We start from the raw sequence: 21,107 nt of genomic DNA, 5'->3' as shown, positions 1-21,107 counted from the left end.
AAGTGATGGGTGGAGTGATCAGTCGAGCGTGGTGCCCGAGCTCTTGACGATGGGCGCCAGGCGCGCGCGGTCGCTGGCATAGAGCCTGGCCATGTCGTCGGGCGTGCCGGTGATGAGCTCGGCGCCGGAGTCCGCGATCTTCTTGGCGGTATCGGGTGCGTTCACCACCTTGTTGATGGCCTCGTTGAGCTGCCTGACGATGGCGTCCGGCGTGCCGGCCGGGGCCATCACGCCCCACACGCTGGCCAGCTCCACGCCCTTGATGCCGGACTCGGTGTAGGTGGGCACGTCGGGCAGCAGCTTGGAGCGGCGCGCGGTGGTCACGCCGATGGCGCGTACCTTGCCCGACTGGATGTGCGAGAGCAGCGTGGGGATGGAGCCCATGTACATGTCGATGCGCCCGCCCAGCAGGTCGGGCATGGCCTGGGCCATGCCGCGAAACGGCACGTGCGTGAACTTCACGTTGGAGCTTTTCTGCCAGGCCTCGCTGATGATGTGCGAGATGGTGCCGGTGCCCGGCGTGGCAAAGCTCAGGCGCCCGGGGTCCTTCTTCGCGGCCTGGATGATGTCGTCCAGGGTCTTGTAGGGCGAGTCGGCGTTCACCACCAGCACGGCCGGGCCGGCGGCCACCAGGGCCACGGCGCGCAGGTCCTTGTCGGGGTTGTAGGTGAGCTTGGTGTACAGCAGCGGGTTGAGCACCACGTTGTCGGTCTGCGCCATCACCAGGGTCAGCCCGTCGGCGGGGGCCTTGGCCGTCTGGTCCAGCGCCAGGTTGCCGCCGGCGCCGGGCTTGTTCTCCACCACGATGGCCCAGCCGTAGGCATCGGTCAGCTTGGTGCCGACCAGCCGGGTCAGGGTGTCGGTGCCGCCGCCCGCCGGGAAGGGCACGATGAACTTGATGGGCCGTTGCGGGTAGTTGCCCTGGGCATGGGCCGGGGCGATGGTTGCCGTGGCGGCCGCCATGGCCAGCAGGCCGCCGAGGGCCAGTGTGCGTCGAGTCAAGGTCATTGCGAATGTCTCCTGTAGTGATGTCGGTCGGTGGGCGCGGGGTGCGCGCTGATCAAGGGTGGCTGGCGAGCACGTGGCGGCCCAGCCAGGCGATGGCTTCGTCGGTGGAGGTGCCGGTGAAAGGCTGTGCCGCATGGGCCTGTGCGGTGGCGGCAAACAACGATTCGACGGCGGGCGAGACGACCGGCGCCAGGCCGTGGCGGGCCATCTGCTGCTGCGCCTCGGCCACCTCGTTGCGGCGGCGCCCCGCGTGCGGGATATGCGTGCGCACCATGGATTCCATCAGCGTGCGCAGCGGTGTCTCGTCGATATCCTGCAGCACGGCATACAACTGCTCGCGCAGGCCCATTTGCTGGGCAGTGACCAGGCATTCCACCGCGAGCGCCTCGACTCCCTTGGTGTAGATGCTGCGCAAGAGCTTGAGCGAGGCGGCATCGCCCGGCTGATCGCCCACCACGCGGACCGATCCACCGAAGGGCGAGAACAATTCCTGTACAAAACCGGCCTTGCCGCCGGCCACGAGCAGCGGCGTCTTCTTGCCGCCCAGGTTGACGGCCCCTGTGATGGCCACGTCCACGAAGTGGACCGCCGTGCCGTGTGCGCCGCGTTGGGCCAGCTCGCCGCATTCGCGCATCTCGCCGGGGTCGGCCGTGGTCATGTCCACATACAGCGCCCCATCCTGCAGATGGGGCAGACAGGCCTCGAACAGGCTGCGCGCCACAGTGCCGAACACGGCGCTCACCACCACGTCGGCTCCGGCCAGCCAGGCCCCGGGCGCGGTATGCACCTGTGCACCGGCGGCCTGCACGGCGGCAGCCACCGCTGCGCCTGGCTGCAGGTCGCACAGGCCCGCCAGGCTGTGCCCCTGCTCCAGGAAGGCCTGCATGTAGCAGGCGCCGACCATTCCACCACCCAGGATTGCGATTTTCATGAAAGTACAAATTTAAAACATTTATGCCATCTTATTGAGCGCGACTGGAATGGTTTCATAGGGGTTTCCCGTAGATCAAGGCAAATTTGCACTTATTTTGTATTTTCCTAAAGTCGCCTACAGAGGCGGCATTGACTGCACCGCTCACCTAGAATGAGCGCACTCCATCCCATCCCCTTGGTGCAAAAACAGTGCAAAACGTGAAAGACAAGGCGTACGAGGTTCTGCGGCAGCGGCTCATCGGCGGGCACTACCGCCCGGGTGAGCAGCTCAAGGAAGAGCCCATCGCCCGCGACCTGGGGCTGAGCCGCACACCAGTGCGCAATGCGCTGCACCGCCTGGTGGAAGACGGCCTGGCGACCGATGGCGCGGGCCAGGGCATCCGGGTGTCGGAGTGGAGCGACTGGGATGTGGAGGAGACCTTCCAGTTGCGCATGCTGCTGGAGCCGTATGCCTCGTTCCTCGCGGCCACGCGCGGCGGCGAGGGGTTGGCCGATGAGCTGGAGGCCAGCAACCAGCGCATGGAGGCCGGCATTGCCGCTGGCCACGATGGCATCGCCGAGGTGCAGTCCGCCAACCGGGATTTCCACCACGCGCTGATCGAGGCGTCGGGCTCGCCGCGCCTCAAGACCATGCTGGCGACCATGATCGACATGCCGATCATCAAGCGCTCGTTCTACATCTACACGCCCGAAGAACTGGTGCAAAGCCTCCACCACCACCGCGATATGGCGATTGCCGTGCGCGCCAGGGATGGTGAGCTGGCCCGGCAGGTCATGCAGCTGCATCTGCGCATGTCCTACCACCGGTTCATGAAACACCGGGTCGAGTACCGGCAGGACGGCGCAACCCCTCCATCTTCCTCTCGATAAGTTACCCGTATTGGGCTCGAAAGAAGGTGCGGAGTTCCTATGGAGAAAATGGGCTGTTTCCAGGGGCCGCCCCGGGTGGCACGGCGAGGAAGTAGCTGGCTTAAAAAGGGGCCCGCACGAGGCGGGCCCAAACGCTTCATCTACCGATGCCTGACACACCGGCAGCTTCATGGTGCTCCGGACGCCATCCCTTCGCCTGTAGGACCAGCGCCGCTTGATCTATCAGCGGGCGCGCGCCGGGAGCCTGGGCGCAAGGGCGTTCGAAAAAAAGCCCGCACGAAGCGGGCTTGAACTTGCTCAAGGCAAGAGGGGAGGGTGTCGCCAGAGGATAGCGACGAGGGCATCGTAAAACGAACGCAATTCCCGCCGTGTCGGACAAGGCCGCGTCAGTCGGGCGTGGCGTCACAGCGCATTGAGCGGAATCTTGAGGTAGGAGATCCCGTTGCTTTCCGCTGGCGGAGGCTCCCCCGCGCGGATGTTGATCTGTACTGCCGGCAGGATCAGCACGGGCACGTCCAGTGTCGCGTCGCGGCGGGTGCGCATGGCCACGAAGCCAGCCTCGGTGATGCCGTCGTGGACGTGGATGTTTCGCTCCCGCTGCTCGGCGACGGTGGTTTCCCACGCGGGCTCGCGGCCTGCGGGCGGGTAGTCGTGGCACATGAACAGCCGGGTTTCGGGTGGCAGGCCCAGCAGCTTGCGCACCGACTGGTACAGCATGTGTGCGTCGCCGCCCGGGAAGTCGCACCGTGCCGTGCCCACGTCGGGCATGAACAAGGTGTCGCCCACGAATACCGCGTTGCCTACCTGAAAGGCCATGCAGGCGGGTGTGTGGCCCGGTACCGACAGGGCCCGGGCCTGCAGGGTGCCAATGGCGAATGCCTCCCCGTCGGCGAACAGATGATCGAATTGGCTGCCGTCGGCCCGGAAACCGGGCTCCAGGTTGAAGATGCCTTTGAAGGTGTTTTGCACCTTGGTGATGGCGGCGCCGATGGCGATCTTGCCGCCCAGCGCTTCCCGCAGGTGGTGCGCGGCCGACAGGTGGTCTGCATGGGCATGGGTTTCCAGAATCCACTGGACCGTGAGTTGCTGCGCCGTCACGAAGGCCATCACCTCGCTCGCCGCCGCGGTGCTGGTGCGGCCCGATTTGGGGTCATAGTCAAGGACGGAATCAAGGATGGCGCAGTGGCCTCCGGGATGATCGAACACCACATAGGTCACGGTGTGGGTGGAGGGGTCGAAGAACGCGTGGACCTGTGGTTGCATGGGGGTACCCGTCGAAATCAATAAAGAAAATTATAGTTTGTATAAAAATATATTGTTTTACAATCCACCCGATTCCCTTTACGCCCAAGGAGTACCGCGCATGCAGATCGACTGGAACCATTTCACCCCCTGGTCTGCCTTGGCCGGGGGCATTCTTCTGGGGCTCGCGGCCGCGGGCTTCGTGCTGCTCAATGGTCGGGTCTTGGGCATCAGCGGCATTGTCGGAGGGCTGCTGCGGCCGCGCAGCGGAGATATTGCGTGGCGTATTGCCTTGGTGCTGGGCCTGCTGGCCGCGCCCGCGCTCTACCGCGGTGTGGTGGGCGCCAGCCAGGGCCCCCGGATCGATGCCAGTTGGGCAATGGTGGTGCTGGCCGGCCTGCTGGTGGGCCTTGGCACCCGCTACGGCGGGGGCTGCACCAGCGGCCATGGCGTGTGTGGCCTGGCGCGCCTGTCGCCAAGATCACTGGTGGCCACGCTGGCCTTCATGGGGACGGGTTTTGCCAGTGTTTTTGTCATCCGGCACGTTCTGTCCTGACGGCGTTGCGGATGGCTGGGGTCAACATTTTCAATTTTCTGGGAGCGGCCCATGCGCCACCGTATCGCTGAATTCGCCGTCGGCCTGGTCTTTGGCCTGGGCCTTGTGGTTTCGGGCATGACCGACCCGGGCAAGGTCGTGGGGTTTCTGGATGTGACGGGACTGTGGGATCCCTCACTGGCCTTTGTGATGGGCGGGGCCCTTGCGGTGAGTGCCCTCGCATTCGCCGTGGCACGCCGGCGCACCAGGGCCTTCCTGGGCGGGGCCATGCACTTGCCTGCATCGCGCGGCATCGACAGGCGCCTGGTGGCTGGCAGCCTGCTATTTGGCGTGGGGTGGGGGATGGCGGGGTTCTGTCCGGGGCCCGCCATCGTGTCGGTCGGGGCCGGGGAGCCCAAGGCCATGGCGTTTGTGGGGGCCATGCTGGCGGGCATGGCCGGTTTCGAATGGATCGAGCGCCGCCGGGCCTTGCGCGCCACCCGTGCTGGCTGATTGATGCGGACGGGCCCGCACGATCCACGCTTGCAGAAATGGTGGCTGGGTCGAGGCGGCGCTTTCACAGACCGGAGGGACCGGTGACTGCGGGTGGGGTGCTGGCCCGGGCCCTTGCTGGCGGGGCTGCATCCGTGGGGGGCATCAGCCCCCGTGCATTTCCTGCAGGCGCTGCTTCTCCGCGGCGGGCATCTCCAGGAATTCCCGCTGCACCTGTTCGCGTGTCTTGGGCGTGCCGGTATTCCTTTGCGGCAGGGCATAGCCGCGCGCGAGCAGGGCGAGGCTGCCGTCCTTGCGGGCGGCTTCGATGTCCCGCAGGACGTCGCTGCGCTGCTTTCCCCCTTGCAGGTGGTCCGGGTGCGTGGTGTAGCCCACCTCGCCGCCCGCCGGGTGATACAGGGATGAGGCGGTGGCGACGGCAGGCATCGCCATGGCGAGCGCTGCCAATGGCGCGAACAAGGCGGTGCGTGCGTTGAGGATGGTTTTGCGGGACATGGAGGGTGTTTCCTTTCAGGGGGAGTGATCCGGGGTTGCATGCCCTGGCCGCAGGTGCTTGCCAGTGCATGGGGATACTGTAAAAACGCCATGCCGACAGGGTGCCCACCGCTGCCTGACGAATTTGTAATCGCGGCCCCCGCCATGTTCTTTGACAATCCGGGCATGAAAGTTCTGCTCATCGAAGACGAAGTCAAGCTTGCGCACTACCTGCGCAAGGGGCTCACGGAGGCCGGATATGTGGTGGACGTGGCGCACAACGGGGTCGATGGCCTGCACATGGCCCTGGAGGGCGACTACGCGCTGCTGGTACTTGACGTGATGCTGCCCGGCATCGACGGATTGAGCCTGCTTGCCGCGCTGCGCAAGACCCGCCAGACCCCTGTGCTCATGCTCACGGCCCGTACCAAGGTGGAGGACCGCGTGCTGGGCCTGCAGTCGGGCGCCGATGACTATCTGGTCAAGCCGTTTGCTTTCTCCGAACTCATGGCGCGCATCGAGGTCATCGTGCGGCGGAGCCGGGTGGCGCAACCAGGATCGGCGTGCGCCACGGTGCTGCAACTGGCGAACCTGGAAGTGGATCTGTTGCGGCGCAAGGCCACGCGCGCGGGCCAGCGCCTGGACCTGACGGCCAAGGAGTTTCTGTTGCTCACGCTCTTCCTGCGCCGCCAGGGGGAAGTGCTCTCGCGCACCGAGATCGCCGCCCAGGTATGGGACATGAACTTCGATAGCGAGACCAATGTGGTCGAGGTCGCCATCCGGCGGCTGCGCAGCAAGATGGACGTGCCCTTTCCCGAACCCCTGCTGCACACCATCCGTGGCATGGGGTATGTGATGGAAGCGCGCGGCGCATGACGGGCACGCGTGCACCCGGGTCGCTGCGCCGGCGGCTGTCCTGGTGGCTTGCCGCGCAGAGCCTGGCGGGCCTGGGCGCTGTGTGCCTGCTGGTGTATCTGGTCACGGCGGCGGGATTTCGCGAACGGCAGGACAGCCAGCTGGAGCAGAAGGAAGCCGTGGTGCGGCATCTTTTGTCGGGCGGGGGAATGCACCCCATGCCGCAGCCCTGGAACGACGTCCATCTGCTGGATGATTTCCTGGCCGGGCACGACAACTTCCGGCTGCGGGTATCGACTGGGGAGGGGGAGGTGCTCTACCCCCGTGTTGCGCGGGGCGATCCGCCGCTGCTGGCCTGGCGCGAGCGCAGCTTCGAGGTGGCGGCCCAGCGCCCAGAGGCGCCCGGCCGCGTGCTGCGGGTATGGCTGGCGCTGGACATCCAGGCCGATGAGCAGTTGTTGCGCCGCATGGCCGTCACGCTGTGGGTCGCTGCGCTGGCGGGCGCGGTGGTGGTGTCGCTGGGCGGCTTCACGCTGGTCCACCTGGGGTTGTCGCCCGTGCGCGCCCTCTCGGCGCAGGTGCGGGCGCTTTCGCCCGACACGCTGCACCAGCGCCTCGGCACGGAAGGGCAGCCCGCCGAGTTGCAGCCGCTCGTCGAGCAGTTCAACGGCCTGCTCGGCCGGCTGGAAAAGGCCTACGTCCAGGTGGAGGGATTCAACGCGGATGTGGCCCATGAACTGCGCACGCCATTGGCGACATTGCAGGCCAGCAACGAGCTGGCGTTGCGCGGGCTGCTTGGCGGCGGCGCGGGCAATGCGGGAGAGCTGGGCGAGGTGCTGGCCTCCAACCTGGAGGAATTGCAGCGCCTCACGGGCATCGTCAACGACATGCTTTTTCTTTCCCAGGCCGACCGGGGCGCGGGCGCCCGCCGCGAGCCCACCCCCAGCCTCGCCCGGGTGGTGGCGCAGGTGGCGGAATTTCACGAGGCCGCCTTGGCGGACGCGGGGCTGGCATTGCACATCTCGGGCGATGCGGCGGGGCAGTTCGATGTCCCGCTGCTGCACCGAGCGCTGTCCAATCTCATCGGCAATGCGGTGCGCCACGCCCGCCAGGGTACGGCGGTGCAGGTGCGCATCGCTCCCCTGCCGGGAGGCGGGGGCGGAGTGATGGTCGTCAACGAGGGGGAGACCGTGGCGCCCGAGGTGCTGGCGCGGCTGTTCGACCGATTCTTCCGAGCGGATCCCTCGCGGGCCCACGCCCAGAGGAACCATGGCCTGGGCCTGGCCATCACGGACGCCATAGCCCGCATGCATGGCGGGCGGACGGTGGCCACATCGTCTGGCGGGGTGACGGCCATCGGCCTGGAGCTGCCTGCCAGCTAGGCACGGGGCGATCCTGTCCGCGCGGGGCCGAAAGGGGCTGAGTCCCCGGGGGCGGACCCTTCTGTTCCTGGCGTGTTTCAAGCCAGGGCTGGCGACACGGAGCCTGGCCGGGTGTTTCGGGGACGGACTATTCGTCGATCGACGCGCTCCAGCGGTCTCCCCAGCTGCGCGCGCCCACGCGCTCGATATCGCGCCGGTCGCGCTTGGTGGGTCGGCCCTCCTGCAGCGTGGCGGCGGGCTCGGGGGCCAGCCGCCGTTGTTCGGCAGCCTGTTCACGCGCCGTGATGCTGTCCGCCGTTTCCTCGTACAGTTGCTGCGCAATGGGGGCGGGTCCGCGCGCGCCGCTCAGGCCCCGCACCAGAACCGTGCGGGCGAGGGGGCCCTGGCGCAAGGCCACGGTATCGCCGCAGCGCAGGTCGCGTGCAGGCTTGGCCAGCTGGCCGTTGACCGTCACGCGGCCCTTGCCGATCTCTTCGGTGGCCAGGCTGCGCGTCTTGTAGAAGCGGGCGCACCAGAGCCACTTGTCCAGCCGCATTGTCTCCGAGGTGTTCATGCGGAGGATTGTGACGCGTGTGCGTGGTTTGCACTGTCAGCCGATGGCGCGGCCAGTGGCAGGCGTACAACGGCATCCAGGCCCGCCACCCGGTGGCCCACCACGCGGTTGGTCAGCGAGATGCTGCCCCCGATGGCCTCCACGATCTCGCGGCAGATCGCCAGGCCCAGGCCGCTGCCGGCGCGCACATCGCCCGCCGAGAACGGCTGGAAGAGGCGGGCCGCCAGCTCGCCGTCGATGCCGGGGCCCTGGTCGCTGAGGGTCAGCGCCACATGGTGGCTGTCGGTGCGCAGGTCCACCGTCAGCTCGCTGCCCTGCGGCGCATGGCGCACGGCGTTGTGCAGCAGGTTGCGGCTCAGTTCGCGCAGCATCCACTCGTGGGCCTGGACCCGCGCGGGCACGGTCTGTATGCCGAAGTCCAGGTCGCGCTGCGCGATCAGTGGTGATATCTCCAGCGCCACGGTGCGCAGCACATCGTCCAGCCGCGTGGTGGGCGGTGCGCTCTGCTGGCGCAGTTGCTCCACCTTCGCCAGCGCCAGCATCTGGTTGGCCAGCTGGGTGGCGCGGTCCACCGTATCGCTGATCTCGTGCAGGGCCTGCCGGGGCTCCACGTCGCCCCGCAGGGCCGATTGCACCTGGGTCTTCAGCACGGCCAGGGGGGTGCGCAGCTGGTGGGAGGCATCGCGCACGAAGCGCTTCTGGTGGCGCAGCAGGTGGCGCAGGCGCTGCATCACTTCGTTGGTGGCGTCGATCAGCGGCTGCAGTTCGCGCGGCGTGGAGGGGGCGGCGATGGGGCTCAGGTCGCCCTCCCGGCGGTCCTGCAGCTGCAGGCTCAGCTGCCGCACGGGATGGATGGCCCGCTGCACCACCAGCACCACGGTGAGGGCGATCACGGCAATCAGCAGGGCCTGGCGCAGCAACGTGTTGCGCAGGATCTGCAGGGCCAGCGTTTCACGCACTTCGAGCGTCTCTGCCACCTGGATCACGGCCATGGCCCGGCCTTCGGAGCTGGCCACGGGCTGCAGCAGCACGGCCACGCGCACGTCGCGGTCGCGAAAGCGGTCGTCGTAGAAGTCCACCAGCGCGGCGTAGGGCGGGCGGTCCGGGATCTTTCCACGCCAGACAGGCAGTTCGGCAAATCCCGAGACCAGTTCGCCATGCAGGTTGGAGACGCGGTAGAACATCTGGCTCTGGTTGTCGGCCTCAAAGGCTTCCAGGGCCGAGTAGGGCACGGTGGCGCGCAATTCGGCCGCGTCGTCAAAGCCTTTCACGTCGAGCTGTTCGCTGATGGTCTTGGCGGACGCCAGCAGCGTGCGGTCGTAGGCGGTGTGCAGCGATGCCAGCGTCTGCTGGTACAGGCTGAAGGTATTGAAGCCGATGAACAGCGCCACCGGCAGCAGGATGCCCAGCAGCAGGCGCCTGCGCAGCGAAGGGTGGCGGTGCCCGCCGGCGGGGGCTGCGGTCATGCGTCGGTCCGCAGCAGGTAGCCCAGCCCGCGCAGCGTCATGAGGGTCAGGCCGGTGCCCGCCAGTTTCTTGCGCAGGCGGTACACCACGACCTCGATGGCCTCGTACTGCACGTCCAGCTGGCCGGGGAACACCAGCTCGTACAGCCGCTCCTTGGTGACGGCGTGGCCTGGCTGGGCAAGCAGGGCGTGCATGAGCGCCAGCTCGCGCGGCGTCAGCTCCATCACCTCGCCCTGGAGATACAGCGCGCCGCTGTTCTTGTCATAGCGGATGGCACCGATCTGCACGGTGCTGGGAGCCAGCTGCATGCCGGGTAGGGGGTCCGCGCTGCGGCGCACCAGGGCACGCAGCCGGGCCTCGAGTTCGTCCAGGTCGAAGGGCTTGGGCAGGTAATCGTCCGCCCCTGCGTTCAGCCCCATCACCCGGTCGCCCACGGTGCCTCGGGCGGTGAGGATCAGCACCGGCGTTCGCAGGCCGCGGGCGCGCGCCTGCTGCAGCACCTGCAGGCCGTCGAGCCCGGGCAGGGTAAGGTCCAGAATGACGGCGTCGGGCTGGCGGGACGCCCACTGGCTCAGGGCGGATTTGCCGTCGCCCACCGCAGTCACCTCCATGCCGCGCCGGGTCAGTGCACGGTGCAGGGTCGCCTGCATGGTGGGGTCGTCTTCAACGAGGAGCAATTGCATGCGCGGCACCATAGCATCGTCTCATCGCATGCGCCGTATGGGTGTTTTCCCTGAGTCGCAGGACAGCCGTTTGACAGGCAGCGCGCGCATCATCGAACGGTTCGCAAACCTTACAAGGAGACACCATGCGTCGCGATATGTTTCTGAAATCACTGGCTGCCATGGCCGCCGCCGGCGTGCTGCCGGTATCGGCCCAGAGCGCCCACGCCATCAAGATGATGATTCCCGCCAACCCTGGCGGTGGCTGGGACACCACGGGCCGTGCGCTGGGCAAGGCCATGCAGGATGCAGGCGTCGCGTCGTCGGTGTCTTATGACAACAAGGGCGGCGCCGCTGGCGCCATCGGCCTGGCCCAGTTCGTCAACGCCAGCAAGGGCGACCCGAACGCCCTGATGGTGATGGGCGCCGTGATGCTGGGCGGCATCATCACGGGCAAGCCGCCCGTGGGCCTGGACAAGGTGACCCCGCTCGCGCGCCTGACCAGCGAATACAACGTGTTCGTGCTGCCCGCCAATTCGCCTTTCAAGTCCATGAAGGACGTGGTGGACCAGCTCAAGAAGGATCCTGGCAGCGTGAAGTGGGGCGGTGGCTCGCGTGGTTCCACCGAGCACATCGCGGCAGCGATGATCGCCCGCGAAGTGGGCGTGGACCCCGCCAAGATCAACTACGTGGCCTTCCGTGGGGGTGGTGAGGCCACCGCCGCCATCCTGGGCGGCAACGTCACGGTCGGCGGCAGCGGCTACAGCGAGTTCGCCGAGTACATCACCGCGGGCAAGATGCGCGCCGTGGGCGTCACCTCGGGCTCGCGCCTGAAGGGCGTGAACGTCGCCACGCTCAAGGAGCAGGGCATCAACGTGGAAATCGGCAACTGGCGCGGCGTGTACGGCGCGCCTGGCATCACCCCCGAGCAGCGCAAGGCGCTGATCGAGGCCCTGTCCAAGACCTTCAAGCACAAGGCCTGGCAAGATGCGATGGAGAAGAACGGCTGGACCCCCGCATGGATGGCCGGCGACGAGTTCGCCAACTTCGTGGATGCCGAGTTCGCCAGCATGCGCGCCACCATGGCCAAGTCGGGGATGATCTGAGGCCAGCAAGTTAGGCCTCGGCTGCGCGGCCCCTGCGGGGTGCGCGGCCTTGCTGCCCGCCCGGTGAAGGAAAAACATGACACAACAACATTCATCGCGCTCCAAGCCCTTGCAGACCCTGATAGGGGCGGGCCTGGTGGTGCTTGCGCTGTTTCTGGCCTGGGGTGCCAGCACGGTCAGCTCGGAGGCGGGCTACGGCGGCGTGGGCCCCAATTTCTTTCCCTGGGTGGTCAGCATCGCCTTGCTGATCTGCGGCGTGCTCTGCGTGGTGCATGCACTGACCGGGGGCTTTCGTGAGCTGGAAGAGGGCTCGGGCGACGAGCGCGCCCACTGGAAGGGTTTCATCTGGGTGTCGGCCGGGCTGCTGCTCAATGCCTTGCTCATCACGACGCTGGGCTTCATCCTGAGCTGCGCGCTGTGCTTCGTGCTGTCGGTGCGGGGCTTCAAGAGCTCGGAAGGCGAGCTGGACCTGCGCCTGCGGGCCTGGATCAAGGATTCCCTCATTGGCGTGGCCGTGGCCGCGCCGGTGTTCTGGATGTTTACGCAATTGCTGGCCATCAACCTGCCCGGCCTCACCAACACGGGGTGGCTGTAAAGCCTGCACGCCATGGAAACGTTGAACCTCCTGATGCAGGGTTTTGCCACCGCTGCCACTCCCATCAACCTGATGTGGGCCTTCGTGGGCTGCATGATCGGCACCGCCGTGGGCGTGCTGCCCGGCATCGGGCCAGCCGTGGCGGTGGCCATGCTGCTGCCCATCACCGTGAAGGTCGAGGCCACGGCCTCCATGATCTTCTTCGCGGGCATCTATTACGGCGCCATGTATGGCGGCTCCACCACGTCCATCCTGCTGAACACGCCCGGTGAGGCGGGCTCCATGGTCACCGCCATGGAGGGCAACAAGATGGCCAAGAACGGCCGTGCGGGCGCGGCGCTGGCGACCGCCGCCATCGGCTCGTTCGTGGCGGGCACCATCGCCACCGTGCTGGTCACGTTCTTTGCCCCCCTGGTGGCTGAATACGCCGTGCGCCTGGGCCCGCCCGAGTACTTCATGCTGATGGTGCTGGCCTTCACCACCGTGAGCGCGGTGCTGGGCAAGAGCACGCTGCGCGGCATGGTGGCGCTGTTCGTCGGCCTGGCCATGGGCCTCATCGGCATCGACCAGATCTCGGGCCAGGCGCGCTACACCGGTGGCGTGCCCGAGCTGATGGACGGGATCGAGGTGGTGCTGATCGCCGTGGGCCTGTTTGCCGTGGGCGAGGCCTTGTACAACGTGATGTACGAAGGCAAGACCGACGAAACCCAGAACCGCCTGACCAGCACGCACATGACCAAGGAGGAGTGGAGGCGTTCGTGGCCCGCATGGATCCGCGCCACCTTCATCGGCTTTCCGTTCGGCACCGTGCCCGCGGGCGGCAGCGAGATCCCGACCTTCCTGAGCTACGCCGCTGAAAAGAAGCTGAGCAAGCACAAGGAAGAGTTCGGCACCACCGGCGCCATCGAAGGCGTGGCGGGCCCCGAGGCCGCCAACAACGCGGCCATCACGGCCACGCTGATCCCGCTGCTCACGCTGGGCATTCCCACGTCCAACACCACGGCCATCCTGCTGGGTGCGTTCCAGAACTACGGCATCCAGCCCGGCCCGCAGCTGTTCGACACCAATGGCGCGCTGGTGTGGGCACTGATCGCCTCCATGTACATCGGCAACGTGATGCTGCTCATCCTGAACCTGCCGCTGGTGGGCCTGTGGGTGAAGCTGCTCAAGATTCCCAAGTCGTACCTGTACGCGGGCATCCTGGTGTTCTCCACGCTGGGCGTGTACGGCATGCGCCAGAGCGCGTTCGATCTGGTGCTGCTGTATGCGATCGGCCTCTTGGGCGTGGTGATGCGCCGCTTCGACTTCCCGGCCGCTCCAGTGGTGGTGGGCATGATCCTGGGGCCTCTGGCAGAGGCGCAGATGCGCAACGCCGTGTCGATTGGCGAAGGCAAGTGGACGATCTTCCTGGAGCGCCCCGGTTCGCTGACGCTGATCGTCATCGTGCTGTCCGTGCTCATCGTGCCGCGCCTGCTGCGGCGCTGGGCGGCACGCAAGCTGGCGGCGCTGGAGCGCTGATACACACAAAGGCTCGCAAAAAAGAAAACCGCGCCACATGGCGCGGTTTTTTCATGCGGGCACCGGCTGGTGCAGACGGCGGATTTCGCAAGCCAGACCACAAGGGTTTCATGCCCCCGTTGCCTTCCCCACCAAGGTGACTTGCGTGCTCACAAGCCGTGAATCGTACCATAAAATGCGAATAGTTCTTATTTGCAAGGATGGTGCATGCAATCACTTCCGCAGGAGTTTCTGGCGCTCTGCCGCCAACTGGGCGATGCACAGAAGCGCTGCAGCACCGCCATGGCCGCCCAGGCCGCGCAGATCGAGGCACTGCAGCGCCAGGTGGTGCGGCTGCGCGCCCAGGTCATCGTGCGGGACACGCGCCTGGCGATGGCGCGGGATGAACTGGAGCGGATGAAGGCCGCGCACCCCGGCCTGCCCCGCCGCAAGGCCATGGCGCTCCACATCGGCGTGCTCGCCGAGCGCATCGCGAGCTTGTCGCGCGAATGCCTGCGCTGGCGGCTGGCGGCACAGGCCGATGCGGCTCCCGCCAGCGCCGTGGAGCCCGCCAGCGGCGCTGCGGCGGCCCGCGTGCATGCCCCGGCCGGCGCCCTGCGCGGGGCGCCCGCGGGCTCGGCGCTCGACGCCAATCTGGCCGCGGCCGACCTGGTGATCTGCCAGACCGGCTGCATCAGCCATGACGAGTACTGGCGGGTGCAGGACCACTGCCGCCGTACGGGCAAGCCTTGCATCCTGGTGGACCAGCCCCTGGCCGTGCGAGAGGCAGAGGCGCTGGCCGCCATCCAGCCCATGGTGGTCCTGCGCATGGTGCGCGCGCAGCGCCCTGCGGACGGCACCACCACCGGGCAGAAGGCGTTGATCTTGAATGAAAATGGCCGCTAGCGCTGAAGGAATAAGCGCAAAATGCTATTGATTTGATAGTATTTGGCGGCGCGGGTTCGAGGCGCTGCGCCGGGCCCGTGGCGCATGTGGCGGCCGCGCCGCGCTACCATCCGCGGATGCCCCTGCTCACCGACGACGCCCCCGCACTGCCGCTGGATGCCCAGGGCATTCTCGAACTGGCGGCGCGGTCCATGTTCCAGCTGTTTTCCAGCGTCAGCCAGGGCATGTTCCTGGTGGACCGCAGCGGGCGCATCGTGTGGGTCAACGAAGGCTACCAGCGCTTTCTGCCCGACCTGGGGTTCTCCTCGGTCGACCAGTTCGTGGGCCGCACGGTGGAAGAGGTGATCCCCAACACCCAGATGCGCCGCGTGCTGGAGACCGGCCAGCCCGTGCTGATCGACCTGCTCACCAACAAGGCGGGCACCTTCGTGGTCAGCCGCATCCCGCTGCGCGACGATGCCGACCGCGTGATCGGCGCCATCGGCATCGTGCTGTTCGACCACCCCGAGACCACGCTGCAGCCGCTGATCAGCAAGTTCGCGCTGCTGCAGCGGGACCTGGACGACGCGCGGCGCGAGCTGGCCAGCCAGCGCAGCCGCTCCCTGGCCGTGGCGGGCGACGGCGAGCGGCGCGCCAAGTACACCTTTGCCAGCTTCATTGGCTCCAGCCCTGCGGCGGCCGAGGTCAAGCGCCAGGCGCGCCGCGCGGCGCAGTCCAGCAGCCCCGTGTTGTTGCTGGGCGAGACGGGCACGGGCAAGGAGTTGCTGGCCCACGCCATTCATGCGGCATCGAGCCGCGCCAGCGGCCCGTTCGTGAGCGTCAACATTGCCGCCGTGCCCGACACATTGCTGGAGGCCGAGTTCTTTGGCGTGGCCCCCGGGGCCTACACCGGTGCCGACCGCAAGGGGCGCGACGGCAAGTTCAAGCTGGCCGATGGCGGCACGCTCTTCCTCGACGAAATCGGCGACATGCCGCAAAGCCTGCAGGCCAAGCTGCTGCGGGCCCTGCAAGAGGGCGAGATCGAGCCGCTGGGCTCCAACAAGCTCGTGCCCTTCAACGTGCGCATCCTGGCCGCCACCTCGCGCGACCTGGCCGCGCTGGTGCGCGAGGGCAAGTTCCGCGAGGACCTGTTCTACCGCCTGCACGTGCTGCCCGTGCGCGTGCCGCCGCTGCGCGTGCGGCGCACCGACATCCCGGCCTTGGTGGAGGCGCTGGGTGAAGACCTGGCGCTGCGCAACAGCACGGCCCCGCCCGAGCTGCTGCCCGATGCCATGGCGCTGCTGGCGGGCCAGCCCTGGCGCGGCAACATCCGCGAACTGCGCAACGTGCTGGAGCAGGCCGTGATGCGCAGCGACTCGCCGTCCATCGACGCCGCCCAGCTCGAACGTGTCCTGCGCGAGGCCGGCGTGGAGCCGGCCGCTCCCGCGCCGGTGCTGGACACGGCTTCCATGGCCGATGCCCAGGACGAAAGCCGCTACCTGCGTCCGCTGGCCGAGCAGGTGGCCGAGCTGGAGCGGCGCGCCATCGCGGCGACCCTGAAAGCCCATGGCGGCAACAAGCTCGCCACCGCACGGCAACTGGGCATCTCGCGGGCCACGCTGTATGGACGTCTGGAAAACCCTGAATAAATATCAGACATATGTCTGATATTTCTACAATTGGATTGTTCAAAAATCAGACCATGTCCCGCAGGCGTCAGCAGGGTTTTTATACAAATCAACAGCTTGCATGCTGGCATGAACTGTGCAATGTTCAGGCATCACAACAAGGAGACATCGCCATGCATCGTCGCACCCTGCTCGCCCTGGCCACCGCTGCCGTCACCGCCGCCACGCTTTCCTCCCCCGCTTTCGGCCAGGCCGGGGAAATCCGCATCGCCCACATCTACAGCAAGACCGGCCCGCTGGAGGCCTATGGCAAGCAGACCCAGACCGGCCTGCTGATGGGCCTGAACTACGCCACCGGCGGCAGCATGACCGTCAATGGCAAGAAGCTCGTCGTGATTGAAAAGGACGACCAGGGCAAGCCTGACCTGGGCAAGAGCCTGCTGGCCTCGGCCTATTCGGACGACAAGGCCGACATCGCCGTCGGCCCCACGTCCTCGGGCGTGGCCCTGGCGCTGCTGCCCGTGGCCGAGGAATACAAGAAGATCCTGCTGGTGGAGCCCGCCGTGGCCGACGCCATCACCGGCGACAAGTGGAACAAGTACATCTTCCGCACCGGCCGCAACAGCAGCCAGGATGCCATCTCCAACGCCGTGGCCGTCGACAAGGCCGGCGTCACGGTGGCCACGCTGGCGCAGGACTATGCCTTCGGCCGCGACGGCGTGAAGGCCTTCAAGGACGCGCTCAAGAACGCCAAGCTCGTGCACGAGGAGTACCTGCCCACGACCACCACCGACTTCACTGCCGGTGCCCAGCGCCTGATCGACAAGCTCAAGGACGTGCCCGGCCGCAAGGTCATCTTCATCATCTGGGCCGGCGCGGGCAACCCCTTCAAGATCGCCGACATGGACTTGAAGCGCTACAACATCGAGATCGCCACGGGCGGCAACATCCTGCCCGCCATGGCCGCGTACAAGAACTTCCCTGGCATGGAAGGCGCCACGTACTACTACTTCGGCATCCCCAAGAACCCCGTGAACGAAGCCATGGTGGCCGCGCACTACAAGGAGTTCAAGACCCCGCCGGACTTCTTCACCGCCGGCGGCTTCAGCTCCGCCATGGCGCTGGTCACGGCCCTCAAGGCCACGAACGGCGACACCAACACCAACAAGCTCATCAAGACCATGGAGGGCATGAGCTTCGAGACCCCCAAGGGCAAGATGACCTTCCGCAAGGAAGACCACCAGGCCATGCAGAGCATGTACCACTTCAAGATCAAGGTGGACCCGGCCTTCGCCTGGGGCGTGCCCGAGCTGGTGCGCGAGATCAAGCCTGAAGAAATGAACGTGCCGATCCGCAACAAGCGATAGGCCGGTTTTTTCGATGCGTTAGCGAGGCCCGACGGACAGGACAACCATCCTGCTCCTTCGGGGTTCATCCCGCAGGGGCGGCCGCCCCTCTTTTTCCAGTGAATTGATGCATGAACCCCCGGATCACACGGGGGCAGGGTCGGTTTTTCTCAAAATTATTTGGAGACAAGACAACATGGCTTTCAATTTCATCCGGGCGGCTGCAGCAGGGGCTGTAATTTCAATGTGCGCAGCGGGCGGCGCGATGGCCGCCGTCAACCTGCCCGCGCTCAAGATCGACAAGACCCAGACCACCGTGTCGGGCCTGTCGGCTGGCGGCTTCATGGCCGTGCAGCTGCACGTGGCGTATTCGGCCACGTTTGCCAAAGGGGTGGGCGTGGTCGCGGGCGGGCCGTTCTATTGCGCCGAGGGCTCGGTCGTCAATGCCACGGGGCGCTGCATGGCCAGCCCGGCGGGCATTCCCACCAGCACGCTGGTCAGCACCACCAACACCTGGGCCAGCCAAGGCGCCATCGACCCCGTGGCCAATCTCCAGAACTCGAAGGTCTACCTGTTCTCGGGCACGCTCGACAGTGCGGTCAAGACCGGCGTGATGGATGCCCTGCGCACCTACTACAACAGCTTCGTGCCGGCCGCCAACGTGGTCTACAAGAAGGACATCGCGGCCGAGCACGCCATGGTCACCGACGACTACGGCAACGGCTGCACCACCAAGGCCGCGCCCTACATCAGCAACTGCAACTTCGACCTGGCCGGTGCCATGCTGCAGCACCTGTACGGCCCGCTCAATGCACGCAACAACGCGGCGCTGCCCACCGGCAACTTCATCGAGTTCAACCAGAGCGAATTCATCTCCAACCACGGCATGGCCGCCACGGGCTGGGCCTATGTGCCGCAGGCCTGCCAGGCGGGCGGCAGCGCCACCTGCAAGCTGCATGTGGTGCTGCATGGCTGCAAGCAGAACATCAGCGATGTGCAGCAGCAGTACGTGCGCAACACGGGTTACAACCGCTGGGCCGACACCAACAACATGGTGATGCTGTACCCACAGACCAGCACGGCCGCCACCAACAGCTGCTTTGACTGGTGGGGCTACGACAACGCCAACTACGCCAAGAAGTCCGGTCCGCAGATGGCGGCCATCAAGGCCATGGTGGACCGGGTCTCCAGCGGCGGCACCACCAACCCGCCGGTGGACCTGCCTGCCCCCACGGGCGTGAGCACCTCGGGCGCCACCGCCAGCAGCATGGCGATTGCCTGGAATGCCGTCTCGGGCGCTGCCAGCTACAACGTGTACCGCAACGCCAATAAGGTCAACGCGCTGCCCGTGACCGCCACGAACTACAGCGACACCGGCCTGGCCGCTTCCACCACCTACAGCTGGACCGTGCGTGCCGCCGATGCCAACGGCGCCGAAGGCGCCGTGTCCGCGGCGGCATCCGGCACCACGCTGGCGGCGCCGGGTGGCGGCACGGGCACCTGCACCACGGCCAGCAACTATGCGCACACCCTCGCGGGCCGGGCGTACGCCTATGCGGGCTTCGCGTATGCCCTGGGCTCCAACCAGGGCATGGGCTGGTGGAACGTGTTCGTGACCACCACGCTCAAGCAGACCAGCCCCGGGTACTACGTGATCGGTACCTGCTGAAGCATGTACAACCCCCTGAGCCGCTTCGCGTCTTCCCCCTTCTCTCGGATGGCTGCGCCATTCGGGAAGGGGGGGCCAGCGCACGCAGGAGAAACGCCGCTTTGCAGCTTGGGCGGCCCTTGCGCGGCGGTTGCTGGTTTCGCCCGCGCCAGTTGCGGAGACTGTTGACGATGGAAACGCAGTGCAGGTCTTGGCATCCCGCCGCAGGGCTGGGTTGCCGGCCTCTTTGAATGAAATGACGACGACCGTGAAAGTGAAACACCACCCATGAGCACCTTGGCCACCAAGGACTTGACCATCCGCTTCGGCGGCCACGTGGCGGTCAACGCCGTGACCTGCTCCTTCGAGCCCGGCACGCTGACCGCCATCGTGGGCCCCAACGGTGCGGGCAAGACCACGTACTTCAACCTCATCTCGGGGCAGCTGCGCGCCACGGCGGGCAGCGTCACGCTGGGCGGGCAGGACCTCACGGGCCAGTCGGTCTCGGCGCGCACGCATGCGGGCCTGGGCCGGGCGTTTCAGCTCACCAACCTGTTCCCGAACCTCAGCGTGCTGGAGAACGTGCGCCTGGCCGTGCAGGCCACGCAGGAGGGCAAGCACCGCCGGGGCCTGAACCTGTGGAGCATCTGGAGCGACCACCGCGCGCTGACCGAACGGGCGCAGGCCATCCTGCACACGGTGGCCATGCACGAGCGCCGCGACACCCCCGTGGCCAGCCTGCCGCACGGCGACCAGCGCAAGCTCGAAGTGGCGCTGCTCATGGCGCTGGAGCCGCAGGTCTACATGTTCGACGAGCCCACGGCCGGCATGAGCCACGACGAGGCGCCCGTGATCCTGAACCTGATCCGCGAGCTGAAAAAAGACAAGACCAAGATCATCCTGCTGGTGGAGCACAAGATGGACGTGGTGCGCGAGCTGGCCGACCGCATCATCGTGCTGACCAACGGCACGCTGGTGGCCGACGGCCCGCCGGCAGAAGTGATCGCCTCGCCCGTGGTGCAAGAGGCCTACCTGGGCGTGACGAAGGAGGCGGCTGCATGACCACCACCACGAACAACACGGGCAACCTGCTCGAACTCAAGGGCGTGCACACCCACATCGGCGCGTACCACATCCTGCACGGCGTCGACCTGGCCGTGCCCAAGGGCCAGCTCACCATGCTGCTGGGCCGCAACGGCGCAGGCAAGACGACCACGCTGCGCACCATCATGGGCCTGTGGCATGCGTCCCAGGGCTCGGTCCACTTCGGGGGCAAGGACATCACGGCGCTGAACACCCCGCAGATCGCGGGCATGAACATCGCCTACGTGCCCGAGAACATGGGCATCTTCGCGGACCTGACCGTGAAGGAAAACATGCTGCTGGCCGCGCGCGGCGCCAAGAACGCAGCGCAGATGGACACGGCGCGGCTCGAATGGATCTTCAAGCTCTTCCCGGCCGTGGAGAAATTCTGGAACCACCCGGCCGGCAAGCTCAGCGGCGGGCAAAAGCAGATGGTGGCCGTGAGCCGCGCCATCGTCGAGCCCCGCGACCTGCTCATCGTGGACGAGCCGAGCAAGGGCCTCGCCCCCGCCATCATCAACAACATGATCGAGGCGTTCGACCAGCTCAAGAAGAGCGGCGTGACCATCCTGCTGGTGGAGCAGAACATCAACTTCGCGAAGCGGCTCGGCGACACCGTGGCCGTGATGGACAACGGCCAGGTGGTGCATGCGGGCAGCATGGCCGCGCTGGCGCAGGACGAGGCACTGCAGCGGTCGCTGCTGGGGTTGGCACTATGAATTCCACAAAAAATTTCAAGCTATTCTGGCCTCTGGCGCTGGATGGCAAAGCGCCGAAAGCTATTAAAAATATAGCATTCAAGCGCGTGGCGCTTGCCACGCAAGGA

General features: G+C 66.7%; 21 protein-coding genes. 14 read left to right on the top strand and 7 right to left on the bottom strand.

Annotated features, from left to right (window positions below):
* Positions 1–18: 18 nt before the first annotated feature.
* Together AC1RCS_RS22715 and AC1RCS_RS22710 are read right to left on the bottom strand one after the other, a co-directional pair.
* Entirely contained in the window at positions 19–1,008 is a 990-nt protein-coding gene (locus AC1RCS_RS22715; protein WP_492246086.1) for a Bug family tripartite tricarboxylate transporter substrate binding protein, read from the bottom strand.
* 52 nt (positions 1,009–1,060) lie between these two features.
* On the bottom strand, positions 1,061–1,939 hold the full coding sequence (locus AC1RCS_RS22710; RefSeq protein WP_492246085.1) for an NAD(P)-dependent oxidoreductase: 879 nt from the start codon (positions 1,937–1,939) through the stop codon (positions 1,061–1,063).
* Between the two features lie 191 nt (positions 1,940–2,130).
* Here AC1RCS_RS22710 and AC1RCS_RS22705 point away from each other — a divergent pair, with 191 nt between their 5' ends.
* Positions 2,131–2,811, top strand: a complete 681-nt coding sequence (locus tag AC1RCS_RS22705; RefSeq protein WP_492246084.1) for a GntR family transcriptional regulator — start codon at positions 2,131–2,133, stop codon at positions 2,809–2,811.
* Positions 2,812–3,213: 402 nt separating this feature from the next.
* Here the strand turns inward: AC1RCS_RS22705 and AC1RCS_RS22700 are convergent, their stop codons facing one another.
* Complete coding sequence (locus AC1RCS_RS22700; protein ID WP_492246083.1) at positions 3,214–4,074, bottom strand: MBL fold metallo-hydrolase; 861 nt, start codon at positions 4,072–4,074, stop codon at positions 3,214–3,216.
* Positions 4,075–4,174: 100 nt separating this feature from the next.
* Between AC1RCS_RS22700 and AC1RCS_RS22695 the strand changes: the two genes are divergently transcribed.
* Both AC1RCS_RS22695 and AC1RCS_RS22690 read left to right on the top strand, forming a co-directional pair.
* The gene (locus AC1RCS_RS22695) at positions 4,175–4,609 is read left to right on the top strand and encodes a YeeE/YedE family protein (RefSeq protein WP_218294041.1); all 435 of its coding nucleotides are present in this window, start codon (positions 4,175–4,177) and stop codon (positions 4,607–4,609) included.
* 51 nt (positions 4,610–4,660) lie between these two features.
* Entirely contained in the window at positions 4,661–5,101 is a 441-nt protein-coding gene (locus tag AC1RCS_RS22690; protein WP_492246082.1) for a DUF6691 family protein, read from the top strand.
* A gap of 144 nt (positions 5,102–5,245) precedes the next feature.
* Here the strand turns inward: AC1RCS_RS22690 and AC1RCS_RS22685 are convergent, their stop codons facing one another.
* On the bottom strand, positions 5,246–5,596 hold the full coding sequence (locus AC1RCS_RS22685) for a DUF4148 domain-containing protein (RefSeq protein WP_492246081.1): 351 nt from the start codon (positions 5,594–5,596) through the stop codon (positions 5,246–5,248).
* Between the two features lie 165 nt (positions 5,597–5,761).
* Here AC1RCS_RS22685 and AC1RCS_RS22680 point away from each other — a divergent pair, with 165 nt between their 5' ends.
* Together AC1RCS_RS22680 and AC1RCS_RS22675 are read left to right on the top strand one after the other, a co-directional pair.
* Positions 5,762–6,451: a heavy metal response regulator transcription factor gene (locus AC1RCS_RS22680; protein ID WP_369642113.1), complete on the top strand. Its 690-nt coding sequence runs from the start codon at positions 5,762–5,764 to the stop codon at positions 6,449–6,451.
* On the top strand, positions 6,448–7,812 hold the full coding sequence (locus AC1RCS_RS22675; protein ID WP_492246080.1) for a heavy metal sensor histidine kinase: 1,365 nt from the start codon (positions 6,448–6,450) through the stop codon (positions 7,810–7,812). Before AC1RCS_RS22680 ends, AC1RCS_RS22675 begins: the two co-directional genes overlap by 4 nt.
* Before the next feature lie 127 nt (positions 7,813–7,939).
* Here the strand turns inward: AC1RCS_RS22675 and AC1RCS_RS22670 are convergent, their stop codons facing one another.
* The 3 genes from AC1RCS_RS22670 to AC1RCS_RS22660 are packed head-to-tail and all read right to left on the bottom strand — an operon-like array spanning position 7,940 to position 10,514.
* A complete protein-coding gene (locus AC1RCS_RS22670; RefSeq protein ID WP_218294046.1) occupies positions 7,940–8,365 on the bottom strand; it encodes an RNA-binding S4 domain-containing protein in 426 nt (141 codons plus the stop codon).
* The gene (locus AC1RCS_RS22665) at positions 8,362–9,831 is read right to left on the bottom strand and encodes a sensor histidine kinase (protein ID WP_218294047.1); all 1,470 of its coding nucleotides are present in this window, start codon (positions 9,829–9,831) and stop codon (positions 8,362–8,364) included. The genes AC1RCS_RS22670 and AC1RCS_RS22665 overlap by 4 nt, the downstream gene beginning before the upstream one ends.
* On the bottom strand, positions 9,828–10,514 hold the full coding sequence (locus tag AC1RCS_RS22660) for a response regulator (RefSeq protein WP_492246079.1): 687 nt from the start codon (positions 10,512–10,514) through the stop codon (positions 9,828–9,830). The genes AC1RCS_RS22665 and AC1RCS_RS22660 overlap by 4 nt, the downstream gene beginning before the upstream one ends.
* A gap of 125 nt (positions 10,515–10,639) precedes the next feature.
* Here AC1RCS_RS22660 and AC1RCS_RS22655 point away from each other — a divergent pair, with 125 nt between their 5' ends.
* The 9 genes from AC1RCS_RS22655 to AC1RCS_RS22615 all read left to right on the top strand — a co-directional run bounded on the left by AC1RCS_RS22655 (position 10,640) and on the right by AC1RCS_RS22615 (position 21,000).
* Positions 10,640–11,599, top strand: coding sequence for a Bug family tripartite tricarboxylate transporter substrate binding protein (locus AC1RCS_RS22655; RefSeq protein WP_218294049.1), 960 nt, complete (start codon positions 10,640–10,642; stop codon positions 11,597–11,599).
* A 76-nt stretch (positions 11,600–11,675) separates the two neighbouring features.
* Positions 11,676–12,194 (top strand): tripartite tricarboxylate transporter TctB family protein, encoded by a 519-nt coding sequence (locus AC1RCS_RS22650; RefSeq protein ID WP_218294050.1) that lies wholly within the window; start codon positions 11,676–11,678, stop codon positions 12,192–12,194.
* A gap of 12 nt (positions 12,195–12,206) precedes the next feature.
* On the top strand, positions 12,207–13,712 hold the full coding sequence (locus tag AC1RCS_RS22645) for a tripartite tricarboxylate transporter permease (protein ID WP_218340748.1): 1,506 nt from the start codon (positions 12,207–12,209) through the stop codon (positions 13,710–13,712).
* Between the two features lie 207 nt (positions 13,713–13,919).
* Entirely contained in the window at positions 13,920–14,597 is a 678-nt protein-coding gene (locus AC1RCS_RS22640) for a DUF2325 domain-containing protein (protein ID WP_492246078.1), read from the top strand.
* Positions 14,598–14,713: 116 nt separating this feature from the next.
* A complete protein-coding gene (locus tag AC1RCS_RS22635; protein WP_218340750.1) occupies positions 14,714–16,225 on the top strand; it encodes a sigma-54 interaction domain-containing protein in 1,512 nt (503 codons plus the stop codon).
* A 152-nt stretch (positions 16,226–16,377) separates the two neighbouring features.
* Positions 16,378–17,571 (top strand): substrate-binding domain-containing protein, encoded by a 1,194-nt coding sequence (locus tag AC1RCS_RS22630; protein ID WP_492246077.1) that lies wholly within the window; start codon positions 16,378–16,380, stop codon positions 17,569–17,571.
* A 175-nt stretch (positions 17,572–17,746) separates the two neighbouring features.
* The gene (locus tag AC1RCS_RS22625) at positions 17,747–19,219 is read left to right on the top strand and encodes an extracellular catalytic domain type 2 short-chain-length polyhydroxyalkanoate depolymerase (protein ID WP_492246076.1); all 1,473 of its coding nucleotides are present in this window, start codon (positions 17,747–17,749) and stop codon (positions 19,217–19,219) included.
* 267 nt (positions 19,220–19,486) lie between these two features.
* Positions 19,487–20,260 carry an ABC transporter ATP-binding protein gene (locus AC1RCS_RS22620; protein WP_218340752.1) on the top strand — a complete coding sequence of 258 codons (774 nt, stop codon included), beginning with the start codon at positions 19,487–19,489 and terminating at the stop codon, positions 20,258–20,260.
* Positions 20,257–21,000, top strand: coding sequence for an ABC transporter ATP-binding protein (locus AC1RCS_RS22615; protein ID WP_492246075.1), 744 nt, complete (start codon positions 20,257–20,259; stop codon positions 20,998–21,000). The genes AC1RCS_RS22620 and AC1RCS_RS22615 overlap by 4 nt, the downstream gene beginning before the upstream one ends.
* The last annotated feature ends 107 nt before the right edge of the window (positions 21,001–21,107 follow it).

This window comes from Acidovorax sp. GW823-FHT01C06 (assembly GCF_058798375.1).
Note: the sequence above shows the minus strand (reverse complement) of the source record. Positions and strands in the feature narration are given on the sequence as shown.